A 13133-nucleotide genomic window follows, 5' to 3' on the forward strand; every position below is an offset into this window, starting at 1 on the left:
CGGGGGCACGGACAGTCAGGCCGGACGGCGTCTGCTGCCTTCCGGCGTGAAGGTGAAGGTGTCCTTGAACGCTCCCCTTCCACAACGGACGGCCAAGAGGACGGGTTCGTCGTGGATCGGACGCCAGGTCGTTTCGGTCTGGTCGGAGCACCCGTTCCAGAGATGAAAGAAGATGATCGGTTCCGTCGCCTGCTCAGTCAGGTAGGCGAAGGTCTTGCCGTAGAAGGGGTTGGTGCCGCCGAGAAGAACGGAAGGCGGGCCGAACTCCTCTCGGACTTCGCTGAGGGTCCGGTCGTGAGCGGCCCAAGCGGCGATTCTCCGCCGGAGGGACGCATGATCCTCGCTCGTCAGAGTTCTGTCGGCCTCCAGCCACCCTCGATCGTGGGCGAGCTCGGCGTAGATCGAGGCCACGCCGTCGTGGCGGAGATCAGGCAGGACGGTGGCGAGCGCTCCCGTCACGCCGAGCGAGTCGAAGGCGCCCCGCCTTTCCAGGGACCGCATTGCTCGCGCCCACTCCGTCTCCTGGTGTTCGGCGTAGGCCAGGTGATCGAACAGGAGGCGCAGGGACGTCTCACCGCCGAACATGCCGAGCCGGCGAAGCGCGTGGTTGAGCTGACCTTTGAGATAGGTGCGGATCTCGGCCGACGAGCGTGGCCCGGGAGAGGGCGTCATGTTGCTCACTCCAGGTCGCGTGTGCGGGGCTCGGGTGGCACTTCAGACAGCGGATGACAGCCGCGGGTGCGGCAGCACCCGCCAGTGACACAGCAGCGGGAAGCCGGGCGAGCCGATGCCGTGATCACTCTACTGTCCGGCCGGGGCGGTGCGGGCGGCGCGCGCGTTCCGCTCCTCCGCAACCTCTGGACCATGACTCTCCCGTGGGGGAACATGCGTCGGAGGCGTCACGCGCGGCTTCTGTCGATGCGCGAGCGCGGCGGCCACCGGGGGATGCGCAGGCTGCCGTCGCCGGTCGATCGAGCTCCGAGTCCGGCATGTCTCACCTGCCCGCCGCACCACGTCACCGGAGGCTGGCCCTCCGGGAAAGGGGTTCTGTCTTGTCCGTACGAGCATCAGCGAGCTCTCACCGGCCCTGGGCCCGATTAGGCGCGATCATCACCTGCCTGGTCCTGACCCTGAGCGGCGGCGTGACGGCCGCCGCCCTGAACGCGGCACCCGCGCACGCCGCCTACCCCGGAGTCAACGGCAAGATCTACTATCTCGCGGGCGGGAACATCCACAGCGTCAACCCCGACGGCACGGGGAGCTCACCTCTCGTCCAGGGCCCCGAGTACGAGTGCGCGGTGGACGCCTTCCCCGACGGTCAGAAGCTCGTCTTCGCCCGCTGTGACGACCCTGCCGAGCTGTACACGGTGAACGCCGACGGCACCGGGATCACCCAGCTCACCACCGGCTCCGGTTTCATCCGCCGGGGACTCGCCGTGTCCCCCGACGGCAGCAAGATCGCCTACGCCACCGCCGGCGGCCTCAAGGTGGTCAACGCCGACGGCGCCGACCCCGTCACCCTGGTCGAGGGAGACGCCACGCAGCCGGCCTGGTCTCCTGACGGCACCAAGATCGCGTACGTGTCCAAGTCGGACGTCTACACCCGCAACGCCGACGGCACCAACCCCCAGAAACTGACCACCCAGTTCGTCACCGGCTCCTCCACCCGCCCGGACTGGTCGCCGGACGGCACGAAGATCCTCTACATCCAGTCGCAGATGGGCCCGCCCCCGGTCGTCTGGGTGATGAACGCCGACGGCAGCAACAAGACGATGCTGATCGCCATCGCCACCTCGGCGGTGTGGTCCCCGGACGGCACCAAGATCGTCCGCGACGGCGGCTACCTCGTCACCTTGGACGCCGACGGCTCCAACCAGGTCGCCTTGCCCGTGAGCGGCAGCGTCGGCGACTGGGCGCCCTCCCGCTACCGTTTCGGCGGCTTCCACCCGCCCCTGGCCGCCCCACCCGCCGTCACCCACCGCAAGGCGGGCGCCGCCGTACCCGTGACCTTCAGCGTCGGCTCCTACCAGGGCCTCGGCATTCTCGCTCCCGGCTCCCCGTCCAGCCAGCCGTACGACACCGAGACCGGCGAACCGACCGGCCCGCCCGAACCCGCCCAGGCCGCCGGCCAGTCCGGCCTGCACTACGACCCGGACGCCGGCACCTACACCTACATGTGGAAGACCGACAAGGCGTGGAAGGACACCGCGAGGAGACTGACCCTCACCTTCGAGGACGGCACCCGCCACACCGCCGACATCCAGTTCCACTGACCCCGATCCGGTCACCAGCCCAGGCTCAGGCCGAGGGCGGCGATCAGGCCCGTCGTCGCGGTGGCGCTCGCCGGCGCGCGCAGATCCGTTGAAACGCAGGAACGGGCGGCGGGCCAGGGCAGTGGCCGCGGCGACGGGGGAGCCGCCCAACGCCGCATTGAACCGGACACGCGGCCCTCCGAGGGAAGGCCCCGCCATCTCGACCCGGCTGAGCGCGAGCCGGGCGCCAGGCATCGCCACGGGCCGAAGCCGCTTCCAGCATCCCCAACGGGATCGCAACCTCCTCTCAGCCCTCCTGCGAGAGGCCCTCGGCACTCGCCAGGCCGACTGCGAGCGGATCTCAAGCCGGTGTGGCCTATAACACGTTCGTCACGTTGAGTTCGCTCGTCCGGGACCGGCAGCATTCTGGAGGCATGTCGACAGCGGACGACACCTCCTCCCACAACGAGGAAGCGCGGCGTGCCCAGCTGCGGGCAGAGGCCTCCGGCCAGGGCCGGGTGTATCAGTCCGCCAGGGATCTGACGATCCACCATCACTATCCGTCCACGCCGGCCCACGGCCAGATCGTCGAGGGCGACATCCCGCAACGCCCGCCCGGCTTCGAGCCGCGGGAGTCGCTGCTGCGGCAGCTCGGCGAACTGCTCGGCGACCCGGCCTCGGATCAGGCCGTACAGGATGCGGGTGGCGGCGGGGCGGCGGTGATCTGCGCGGTGGCCGGTACGCCCGGGGTGGGCAAGACGATGCTGGCCGCCTCCTACGCCTGGGCGTGCCAGAACGCGCGCTGGCCGGTGGTTGCCTGGATCGCCGCCGAGACCCCCGACCAGATCCTGACCGGCCTGGCCGCCCTGGCCGAGCGGCTGGGCGAACGCCGCCCCGACGAGGACGCCGCCGCGGCCGCCCGCCGTGCCAAGGCCTGGCTGGCCGCCACCACCGAGCCGGCGCTGCTGGTCTTCGACAACGCCACCGACGTGAACGCCCTGCGCGCCTGGACCATGCCGGCTACCTGGAGCTGCTGCGCGGCTTCCCCGTCGGCGACTATCTGACCGCCCAGGACGGCGACGCCTACCCGGCCGGCGCCGCCGAGGCCATCCTGCTGTCGGTCACCCAGGCGGAGTCCGCTCTGCCCTTCGCCCATGAGGTGCTGTCGATTCTCGCGGTGCTGTCGCCCTCCGGCGTCCCGCTGACGGTGCTGTCCGCCCTGAGCGATGCGGGCTCCGAGGCCGGGAGCGCGCCGGTACGCCTGCGGGAAATGCTCGCCGACCTGGCCGACACCTCGCTGATCACTTTCAGCGAGGACGGGACCACGGTCTTGATGCACCGCCTCATCCAGCGCGTACTGTGCGATCGCGCCGCCCACCACGGCGACCTCGGCATCGTACTGAACCAGGCCGTCGCGCTGCTCCGGGACTACGCCGACGCGCTGCCTCACGGCGCCGAGACCTGGGCGGCCCGGGCCGCGGTCGAGATGGTCATCGACCAGAGCGACGCCCTCTACCGGCGAGCGCCCGCCGACGAGCTTCCCAAGGAGCTCCTGGAACTCCGGATCTGGTGCGGCAAATCTCTGCAGGACCTCGCCGAACCTGCCCGCGCCGTACAGCTGCTCGAGGCCACCCTCGCCGACTGTGAGCGGGTGCTCGGCCCCGACCACCCCCATGTCCTGGTCTGCCGTACCAACCTCGCGCACGCCTACTATGCGGTGCAGGACTTGGGCCGGGCCATTCCTCTGTACGAGGCGACGACGGCCGACTGCGAACGCGTGCTGGGCGCCGACCACCACCACACCCTGATCAGTCGTAGCAACCTGTCCGGCGCCTACCATGCGGCAGGGGACTGGCGGCGGGCCATCGCGCAGCTCGAGGCCACCCTCCCCGACCTGGAGCGGGTGCTCGGCCGGAACCATCCCGACACTCTGTCCGCCCGCCACAACCTCGCCCTCGGCCACCAGGAGGCGGGGGACCTGAGCCAGGCCATCCGGCTGTTCGAGGCCGCCCTCGCCGGGCGCGACCACGAGCTCGGTCCTGATCACCCCGCGACCCTGGCCACCCGCACCAGCCTGGCCGGCGCCTATCAGGCATCGGGGGACCTGAAGCGGGCCACCCAGCTGTTCGAGGCCACGGCCGCCGACTATGAGCGGGTGCTCGGCCCCGACCACCCCGACACCCTCAATTGCAGCACCTACCTGGCCAACGCCTACCAGGAGGCGGGGGAGCTGGACCAAGCCGTCGCGCTGTTCGAGCAGACGCTGGCCGAACGGGAGCGCGTGCTCGGTCCTGATCACCCCGCGACCCTGTCCTCCCGCGTCTACCTCGCCGGCGCCTACCGTACGGCGGGGAACCTGGATGGGGCCATCCAACTGCTTGAGGCCACTGTCAGCGACTGCGAGCGGGTGCTGGGCCCCGACCATCCCGACACCCTGACCTGCCGCAGCACCTTCGCCATCGCCCTCCAGGCAGCGGGTGAACTGAAGCGGGCCATCCAGTTGCTCAAAGTGAGCGTCAGCGACGATGAGCGGGTGCTGGGCCCCGACCACCCCTCCACCCTCACCTCCCGCTTCTACCTGGCCGACGCCTACCAGGCGGCGGGGAACCTGGGCCGGGCCATCCCGCTGCACGAGGCCACCCTCAACGACCGCGAACGCGTCCTCGGCCCCGACCACCCATCGACCCTGGCCTCCCGCATCCACCTCGTCAGCGCCTACCAGGCGGCGGGGGATCTGGGCCGGGCCGTCGCGCTGTGCACGACCACCCTCAGCGACTGTGAGCGAGTGCTGGGGAGTGATCACCCCACTACCCGTGTCGTCAGGGCGAATCTGGAGGTTCTCGCCTCCGAGGCCGCTCGTCGAAGGGCTCGTTGGCGGAGTTAGCCCGTCACCTCAGGAACCGCAGGCTCGGACGGCCGGCGGCGGAGCGGGTGATCTCCGTTCGTACGCGGTAGACGCGCTCCACCGTCTCCTCCGTGAGGACCTCCGCCGGAGGGCCGGCGGCGACGAGCCGCCCCTGGTGCAGCAGCAGGAGCTGATCGCAGTACTGGGCGGCGAGGTTGAGGTCGTGCAGGGCGGTGACGACGGTGACCGGGGTCGCGGCGAGCAGGTCCAGCAGGGCGAGCTGGTGGGCGATGTCGAGGTGGTTGGTGGGTTCGTCCAGCAGCAGCTCCGTGGGTTCCTGGGCGAGGGCGCGGGCGATGTTCACCCGCTGGCGTTCGCCGCCGGAGAGCGTGGACCAGCGGCGGTGCTCCAGGTCGGCCACGCCGCACCGGCGCAGGGCGCGGCGGGCGTGTACGAGATCGTCCTCGCCGGTGGAGGCCGCCAGGCGGCGGCGGTGGGGGATGCGTCCGAGCAGCGCCACGTCCAGGACGGTCAGCTCCGCGTCGGTGCTGACCTCCTGGGCGACCACGGCCAGGCGGCGGGCGACGTCGCGCCGGGGGAGGCGGTCCAGGTCGTGGCCGTCGAGCAGGACCGTGCCGCCGTGCGGCCGGAGCAGCCCGGCGAGCAGCCGCAGGAAGGTGGACTTGCCGGAGCCGTTCGGGCCGAGCAGCCCGGTCAGGCCGCCCGGGGCGAACGCGACGGTGATCCCGTCGACGATCGGCCGGCCCTGGGCCGTCCACCTGACGTCGTGGGCGTGCAGGCTCACGCCGGTGTCTCCTTTCTCCGCCGCATGACGAGCGCGAAGGCGGGCACGCCGATCAGCGCCGTCAGCACGCCGACGGGGATCTCGCGGGGGGCGAAGGCGGTGCGGGCGACGGTGTCGGCGGCCAGCAGGAACACGCCGCCGTACAGGGCGCAGGCGGGAAGCAGCGCGCGGTGCCGGCCCCCGGTCATGGCGCGTACGGCGTGCGGGACGATCAGGCCGACGAAGCCGATCGCGCCGCTCGCCGCGACCAGCACCGCCGTGGTGAGCGCGGTGACCGTGAACAGGATCAGCTCCGTCCTGGCCGGCGCGATGCCCAGCGACGCGGCGGCCTCGCGGCCGAAGGCGAACGCGTCCAGCGCCGACGAGGCCGCCCAGCAGGCCGTCATGCCCGCCGCCGCGACCACGGCGCACAGGGCCACGCTCGCCCAGCTCGCCGAGGCCAGCGAGCCCAGCAGCCAGAAGGTGACCCCGCGGGTGCTCTGCGCGTCCGCCGCCCAGATCACGGTCAGGCTGGTCAGGGCGCTGAACAGCTGGGAGACCACGACCCCGGCCAGCACGACGCGGACCGTGCTGCCGAACCGCCGGCCGATCATGGCCAGCACGCAGCAGAAGGCGAGCGCGCTGCCGCCGAAGGCGCCCGCCGACAGCGCCGCGGCGCCGGTGCCCAGCCCCAGGACCAGTACGGCCACCGCCCCGGTGGAGGCGCCCGAGGAGATGCCCAGCAGGTACGGGTCCGCCAGCGGATTGCGGGTCAGCGCCTGCAGCACGGCCCCGCACACCGACAGGCCGGCCCCGACCAGCGCCGCCAGCAGGACCCGCGGCAGGCGCAGCTCCCAGATGATGCCGTCGTCCAGCGGCGCGAGCGGCCGTACCGGCAGGCCGGCATGGGCCGCGACCGTCCGCAGCACGTCGGCGGGGGACAGCCCGGCCGCCCCCACCACGGAGGCGGCCGCGATCGACAGCAGCAGGAGCAGCAGGCCGGCGCTGATCGCGGATGCCGTCCTCATCGCCTGGCGAAGACGACGTAGTCGTCGAGGTACTGCCAGACGGTGCCCACCTCGGTGAAGCCGGCCGTGCGCAGGGCGGCGAGGTGGAAGGGCAGCGGGGCGAGCGGCTGGGGCGGGCGATCGGCGAAGCGCCGCTCGCGCTCGGGGACCCGCTCGGCGAGGTCGGGCAGCTGCCCGGCCAGGGTCCACCAGGCGTCCCAGGTGGGGGTTCCGGCGGTGAAGGCGGCCTGCCGCACCTGCTCGTCGTGGCGGGCCGAGAGCTCGGCGAGGGTGGGGTGCCCGGGGCCGAAGCGCAGGTGGTCGGCGTTGAGCAGGACCGCGCCGGGCGGCAGGATCGCGGCCAGTTCGGTGTAGACGCCGAGCAGCTGGGACGGGGACAGCCAGTGCAGCGCGGTCGAGGTCAGGACGGCGTCGAAGCGCCGGTCGGCGAAGCGTCGGCTCCAGCCCGGCTCCGCCAGGTCGGCGTCGACGACGGTGGCACGGTCGCCGTACTCGCTGAGCACGGTCTCGGCGAGCCGGGCCAGCACGGGATCGTGGTCGGCGGCGACGACGCGGGAGCCGGGCACGCGGGCCAGCACCCGGTCAGCGATCGATCCGGGCCCGCAGGCCAGGTCCAGCACGGTCGGCTCGGCGGGGCAGTGCAGGCGCAGGACGTCCAGCATGACCTCGAAACGGTTCTCGCGGTGGGCGACGTACGCGCTCTGCTGCTCCTCCCAACGGGCCAGCAGGTCGCGCGGGGTCAGGACGGGGGCGGTCATGCGTTCTCCTTGGCGGGTGCGTACAGGCTGGTCAGTCCGCGGCCGACCTGCTCGACGGCGGTGACGGCGCGGATGGACGGGTCCACGGAGGAGCCCGGGACGACGATGAAGCGCTCGTTCCTGACCGCGGTGAGCCTGGAGGCGACGGGGTCGTCGCGGAGGAAGCGCTTCTTGGCCTCGGCGCTGTCGCCGTCGCCGCCGCGGGTCAGGTCGGCCAGCACGATGACGTCGGGGTCGCGGGCGGCGATCTCCTCCCAGTTGCCCTCCGCCCACTGCTGCTGTACGTCGCCGAACGCGTTGCGCGCCCCCAGCAGCCGGGTGATCGTGCCGGGCAGGCCGGTGTCACCGGCGATGGCGGGGGTCTTGGTGCCGGAGTAGTACCACATGAGGTCGGCGTCGAGGTTCGCCGGCGCCGCGCGCTCGGCCGCCTCCAGCCGCCGGCGCAGGTCGGCGACCACGGACCGGCCCCGTTCCTGCACGCCGAAGACGGTGGCGATGTCGTCGATCTCCTTGAAGATCGCCTCGAACTCGGCGGTGGCGGGGATGAGCGCCCGGTCCTCGCAGTCGTTGGACGACAGGTACGCGGGGACGCCCAGCCTGGCGAGGTCCTGGCGCGACCCGGCGGCCTCGGGGGCGAAGGCCGAGGCGCGCATGGAGTAGACGAAGTCGGGCTTGCCGGCCAGCAGCGCCTCGCGGCCCGGGTACTGCTCGGCCAGCACGGGCACCTTCGCGTAGGACTGCGCCAGTTCGGGGAGCACCGGGTCGGTCTGATACGCCGTGCCGGCCATGCGGCCGGCCAGCCCCAGGGTCAGCATGATCTCTGCCGCGTTCTGTTCCATGGCCACCGCCCGCCGCGGCGGGGCCTGGATCGTCAGGGGGAGTCCGCAACTCGTCACCCGGGTCGCCGGGGAAGCGGTGGTCGCCGCCGTACCGCTGCCGCTACCGCACGCCGTGGCCAGGGTCAGCACAGCGGCCGCCACACCCCAACAAATGGGAATGGTTTTCATGTTCGATGACCCTAGCACTACCGGGAAGCACCACCTCATCGGAGCCGGGCCGATCTCCGGGATAATCTGCCGGTGGCAGGCGGAGCCCGGCGCCGCCGCCTCGGAGTCGTGAAGGAGTCGGAGCGTGCAGCTGCGTCCCGCGAGGCATGAAGACGCGCAGGAGATCGCCAGGATCTGGCACGAGGGCTGGGGCGACGGGCACCGGGGCAACGTCCCCGACGCGCTCGCGGCGGTCAGGACCCCGGAATCGTTCGGCGAACGCGCGGAGCAGCGGATCGCGGACACGGTCGTCGCGATCGTCGGGGGCGCCGTGGCCGGCTTCGTGATGGTGGCCGGGGACGAGGTGGAGCAGGTCTACGTGGCCAGGGAGCACCGCGGCGGCGACGTGGCGACCGCGCTGCTCGCCGAGGCCGAACGCCTCGTCGCGGCCAACGGTCACGGGCGGGCGTGGCTGGCGGTCGTCGCGGGGAACGTACGCGCCCGCCGGTTCTACGAGCGGAACGGCTGGGTCGACGAAGGGCCGTTCGACCACCTCGCGCCGAGCGAGACCGGACCCATCGTCGTCCCCGCCCACCGCTACGTGAAGCTCCAGCAGGGCTCATCATGATCGTGGTTCGGCTTGACAGTTGATCTTGTATGCACAAGATTGTTGCGTCCCTCCGACCGATCCCAGGGGAACGTGATGAAGCGAACCGTCGTGGGCGTCATGCTGATCGCGGGTCTGGCGCAGCTCCTCTCCGCCCCTGCGCAGGCAGCGCCCGGGACCGACCCGGTGACGGCGCTCCGGGCGGCTCTGATCCGCGGCAAGGGCGTGGACATCGTGTACACCGCGAAGGTGGATCACGGTCACGGCGTGTACTACACCTTGAAGCTGGACGGCATGGTGGGGTTCGGGCCGCAGGGCGAGATCGCCTCTGATACGTCCCAGCGCGCGCGGTACAGCAAGGTGATGAGGAGCGGTCTGAAGGAACTCGGCTTGGCGGAGTACGCCGCCGTGGAAGAGACGCCCCTGAGGGTGATCTCGTCGGGCCACGACGACTACGTCTCGGGCCCCCGCTTCGCCGACGTACTGCCGCAGGGCACGAACTGGGTCCGCTACCCGCACACCGATCTGCCCGCCAGCAATCCGTTGCTGGAGATACTGGAGCCGGCCACGCTCAAGGCCGCGCTGGCGCGCCGCACGTCCTGGCGGGGCGGGGTGGTGAAGGGCACGATCAAGGCCGACGAGCTGGTCGGGGTGTCTGATTCCTTCGCCTCACGCTTCCGCGGCTCTTCCCGGAGCAAGCCCGTCAGCACCATCTCCTACACCCTCCGTCTGAGCCCGGCCGGACTGGTGGAGCGGGTCACGGCCAAGGGAGTCCTGCACCACGGGAAGGGGGAGGTGCTCCGCGTCGAAGCGGACACCCGCTACTCCACCTGGGGACGGCCGGTCACCGTCGCGCTGCCGCTGAAGGGCGAGGTGCTCGACCAGGAGCAACTCGAAGGCAAGGTCCCCTACCAGGTGCCCGGCGCCTGGAACTAGCCGGTACCGGCATCCGGCTCGTATGAGCCCTTCCGCCGGCGGCGGTCTCGGCATATAAGTAAGTATCTAGTTCGTTAATCAGCGTCCAGAAAGGTGAGACCTCATGCTCACCGCTGATCGTGGCAAGGCCCCTGCCGCCGGCCGCCGCCCCGCGAACCCCTCGCCGGCGCTCGCGACCGCCTGTCTCTCCGGCACGCTCGAGGACAAGCTCGCGGCCGCCGCCGCCGCGGGCTTCGGCGGGATCGAGATCTACGAGGACGACCTCATCGTGTCGAGCTGGTCGCCGGGCCGGATCCGGCAGGAGTGCGACCACCTGGGCCTGGCGATACACCTGTATCAGCCGTTCCATGACTTCGAGGCGGTGCCGCGCGAGGCGTTCGAGGCCAATCTCCGCCGGGCGGAGCGCAAGTTCGACGTGCTGGAGCAGCTCGGCGCGACCACGATGGCGGTCTGCTCGACGACCGCCGCGCACGCCGTCGACGACGACGACCTCGCCGCGGAGCAGCTGCGCACGCTGGCCGAGCGGGCCGCCCGGCGTGGCCTGCGCATCGCCTACGAAGCTCTGGCCTGGGGCCGGTACGTGAACACCGTCGAGCACGCCTGGCGGATCGTCCGGCGCGCCGACCATCCCGCGCTCGGTTTGTGCCTCGACAGCTTCCACGTGTTCGCCCGCGGCGACGATCCCGCCGCGATCCGGGCCGTGCCCGGAGCGAAGGTGTTCCACCTGCAGCTCGCCGACGCGCCACGGCTGAACATGGACGCATGGGAGTGGAGCGAGCACCACCGGCTGTTCCCCGGGCAGGGCGATTTCGACGTGGCCGGGCTCCTCGGGCACGTGCTCGCCACCGGGTACGACGGCCCGCTCTCGGTCGAGGTGTCCAACGACGTCTGCCGGCAGGCGGACCCCCGGCACGTCGCCGTGGACGCGATGCGGTCGCTGCTGTCCCTGGAGGAGACGGTCGGCGCGGCCGGTCCGGCGACGGTGCGTGAGCGCGTCCGGCCGGCCGATCTGCCGCCGGCTCCGCGGCTGGGCGGTCACGTGTTCACCGAGCTGGCCGTGGACGAGATCTCCGGCCCGGTCGTGGCGCGGGTGCTCACCGCGCTCGGGTTCACCCATGCCGGCCGGCATCGTTCCAAGCCGGTGCAGCTGTGGTCGCAGGGCGCGGCCCGGCTGCTGCTGAACTTCGCGCCGCAACGGAAAGTGGCCGCGGGCACCGCCGCCGTCTGCGCGCTGGCCGTGGAGAGCGCCGACCCGGCCGGTTCGGCGCGGCGCGCCGAGCGGCTGCTGGCGCCCGTGCTCCCCCGGGTCCGCCGGGAAGGGGAGGCGCATCTCAACTCCGTGGCGGCCCCGGACGGAACGGCCGTCTTCTTCTGCCGTACGGGCGGGGACGACAACTGGCTCGACGATTTCGCCCCCACCGGGCGCGAGGCCCGCCCCGACGGACCGCTGACCGGGACGGACCACGTCTCGCTCACCGAATCGGTCGACGACTTCGACCAGGCCGCGCTCTTCTACCACGCCGTGCTCGGCCTGCGGGCGACGCGGACCACCACGCTGCCCGCGCCGTTCGGGCTGATGCACAGCCGGGCCGCGGCCGACCCGCAGCACCACGTACGGATCAGCCTCAACACCGCGCCGCTCCGGCGGGGCGACTGGTCGCCGGCGGTGCCGAGCCCGCAGCACATCGCGTTCACCACCGACGACGCGATCGCCGCGGCGCGGGCGATGCGGGCGCTCGGCGCGCCGCTGCTGACGATCCCCGACAACTACTACGACGACCTCGACGCCCGCCTGGCGTTGCCGCAGGAGCTGCTCGCGGCGATGAGACGGCACTCCATCCTCTACGACCGGGATCAGCACGGCGAGTACCTGCACTTCTGCACCGAGATGATCGGCGCGCGGATCTTCTTCGAGGTGGTCCAGCGGGTCGGCGGCTACTCCGGCTACGGCGCCCCGAACAGCGCGGCGGTGCGCATGGCCGCGCACCGCAGGCGACGGCTGACCACGTTGAGACGGCCGCCCGCCCTCGCCGGCGGCGACCACGCGCACGACTACTCCTTGGCGCATCTGACCGCGTTGAGTCTGTCTCCCCCCGAGCTGGTGAGCGCCGCCGCCGACGCCGGCTACCGGTACGTGGGCCTGCGCATGACCAAGGTCACCCCGCACGAGCCGCACCACCCCCTCGCCACCGACCCCGCGCTGATGCGGGCGACCAAGGTCCGGCTCGCGGCCACCGGAATCCAGGTGCTCGACATCGAGCTCGCCCGGATCCCGCCCGAGGCCGATCCCGCGGAGTTCGTGCGCTTCCTGGAGGCGGGAGCCGAGCTCGGCGCCCGCCACGTGATCACGCAGCTCCCGGACCCGGACTTCGCCCGCAAGGCCGACCGGTACGCGCGGCTGTGCGAGCTGGCCAGGCCGCTCGGCCTCACCGTCGATCTGGAATTCCCGTCGTGGACGCAGACCGGCGACCTCGCCGAGGCCGTCCGCGTCCTGCGTGCCGCCCGCCAGCCCAACGCGGGCATCCTCGTCGACCTGATCCACTTCGCCCGCTCCGGCTCCAGCCTGGCCGAGCTGCGTGACCTGCCGCCGGAGTGGTTCCACTTCGCCCACGTCTGCGATGCCCCGGCCGAGGCGCCGCCCACGCAGGAGGAGGTCGTCCACGCCGCTCGTTTCGAGCGCCTGTTCCCCGGCGAGGGCGGTCTCGACGTGCACGGGATCCTCGGCGCCCTGCCGCCGGGAATCCCGTACGCCCTGGAGATCCCCCGGGCCACCCTCGTGGCCCAGGTGGGCGCGAAGGAGCACGCCCGCCTCGCGATCACCGCGGCGCGCCGCCATCTCGACGCGGTCGTCCGGCGGGCCGGCCCCACCGAGGCGGCATAGACCGCTGGTCACGTAACTCACTAGTACGTACATTAGGAGGGTCTGTCAACGGGCCT

The 13133-nt window shown here is 72.0% G+C and carries 11 protein-coding genes; 6 read left to right on the forward strand and 5 right to left on the reverse strand.

Going from position 1 to position 13133, the window contains the following annotated elements:
* Positions 1-15: 15 nt before the first annotated feature.
* Positions 16-672, reverse strand: a complete 657-nt coding sequence (locus tag ABD292_RS15260; protein WP_344207958.1) for a hypothetical protein — start codon at positions 670-672, stop codon at positions 16-18.
* Positions 673-1052: 380 nt separating this feature from the next.
* Between ABD292_RS15260 and ABD292_RS15265 the strand changes: the two genes are divergently transcribed.
* The 3 genes from ABD292_RS15265 to ABD292_RS15275 all read left to right on the forward strand — a co-directional run bounded on the left by ABD292_RS15265 (position 1053) and on the right by ABD292_RS15275 (position 5136).
* The gene (locus tag ABD292_RS15265; protein WP_344207852.1) at positions 1053-2273 is read left to right on the forward strand and encodes a PxKF domain-containing protein; all 1221 of its coding nucleotides are present in this window, start codon (positions 1053-1055) and stop codon (positions 2271-2273) included.
* Positions 2274-2686: 413 nt separating this feature from the next.
* The gene (locus tag ABD292_RS15270; protein WP_344207853.1) at positions 2687-3316 is read left to right on the forward strand and encodes a hypothetical protein; all 630 of its coding nucleotides are present in this window, start codon (positions 2687-2689) and stop codon (positions 3314-3316) included.
* Positions 3317-3411: 95 nt separating this feature from the next.
* A complete protein-coding gene (locus ABD292_RS15275; protein ID WP_344207854.1) occupies positions 3412-5136 on the forward strand; it encodes a tetratricopeptide repeat protein in 1725 nt (574 codons plus the stop codon).
* Between the two features lie 4 nt (positions 5137-5140).
* Here ABD292_RS15275 and ABD292_RS15280 read toward each other — a convergent pair whose 3' ends face one another.
* Genes ABD292_RS15280 through ABD292_RS15295 form a run of 4 tightly spaced genes read right to left on the reverse strand, consistent with a single transcriptional unit; the run spans position 5141 to position 8506 of the window.
* Positions 5141-5902 (reverse strand): ABC transporter ATP-binding protein, encoded by a 762-nt coding sequence (locus tag ABD292_RS15280; RefSeq protein ID WP_344207855.1) that lies wholly within the window; start codon positions 5900-5902, stop codon positions 5141-5143.
* Positions 5899-6909 (reverse strand): FecCD family ABC transporter permease, encoded by a 1011-nt coding sequence (locus ABD292_RS15285; RefSeq protein ID WP_344207856.1) that lies wholly within the window; start codon positions 6907-6909, stop codon positions 5899-5901. Before ABD292_RS15285 ends, ABD292_RS15280 begins: the two co-directional genes overlap by 4 nt.
* Positions 6906-7667, reverse strand: coding sequence for a class I SAM-dependent methyltransferase (locus ABD292_RS15290; protein ID WP_344207858.1), 762 nt, complete (start codon positions 7665-7667; stop codon positions 6906-6908). The genes ABD292_RS15285 and ABD292_RS15290 overlap by 4 nt, the downstream gene beginning before the upstream one ends.
* On the reverse strand, positions 7664-8506 hold the full coding sequence (locus ABD292_RS15295) for an ABC transporter substrate-binding protein (RefSeq protein WP_344207859.1): 843 nt from the start codon (positions 8504-8506) through the stop codon (positions 7664-7666). The genes ABD292_RS15290 and ABD292_RS15295 overlap by 4 nt, the downstream gene beginning before the upstream one ends.
* A 292-nt stretch (positions 8507-8798) precedes the next feature.
* Here ABD292_RS15295 and ABD292_RS15300 point away from each other — a divergent pair, with 292 nt between their 5' ends.
* The 3 genes from ABD292_RS15300 (at position 8799) to ABD292_RS15310 (ending at position 13077) form a co-directional block, all read left to right on the forward strand.
* Entirely contained in the window at positions 8799-9281 is a 483-nt protein-coding gene (locus ABD292_RS15300) for a GNAT family N-acetyltransferase (RefSeq protein ID WP_344207860.1), read from the forward strand.
* A gap of 75 nt (positions 9282-9356) precedes the next feature.
* Positions 9357-10196, forward strand: a complete 840-nt coding sequence (locus ABD292_RS15305; RefSeq protein WP_344207861.1) for a hypothetical protein — start codon at positions 9357-9359, stop codon at positions 10194-10196.
* A gap of 103 nt (positions 10197-10299) precedes the next feature.
* Complete coding sequence (locus ABD292_RS15310) at positions 10300-13077, forward strand: TIM barrel protein (RefSeq protein WP_344207862.1); 2778 nt, start codon at positions 10300-10302, stop codon at positions 13075-13077.
* The last annotated feature ends 56 nt before the right edge of the window (positions 13078-13133 follow it).

The sequence above is a fragment of the Nonomuraea bangladeshensis genome, assembly GCF_039529455.1.
In the GTDB taxonomy this organism is placed as follows: domain Bacteria; phylum Actinomycetota; class Actinomycetes; order Streptosporangiales; family Streptosporangiaceae; genus Nonomuraea; species Nonomuraea bangladeshensis.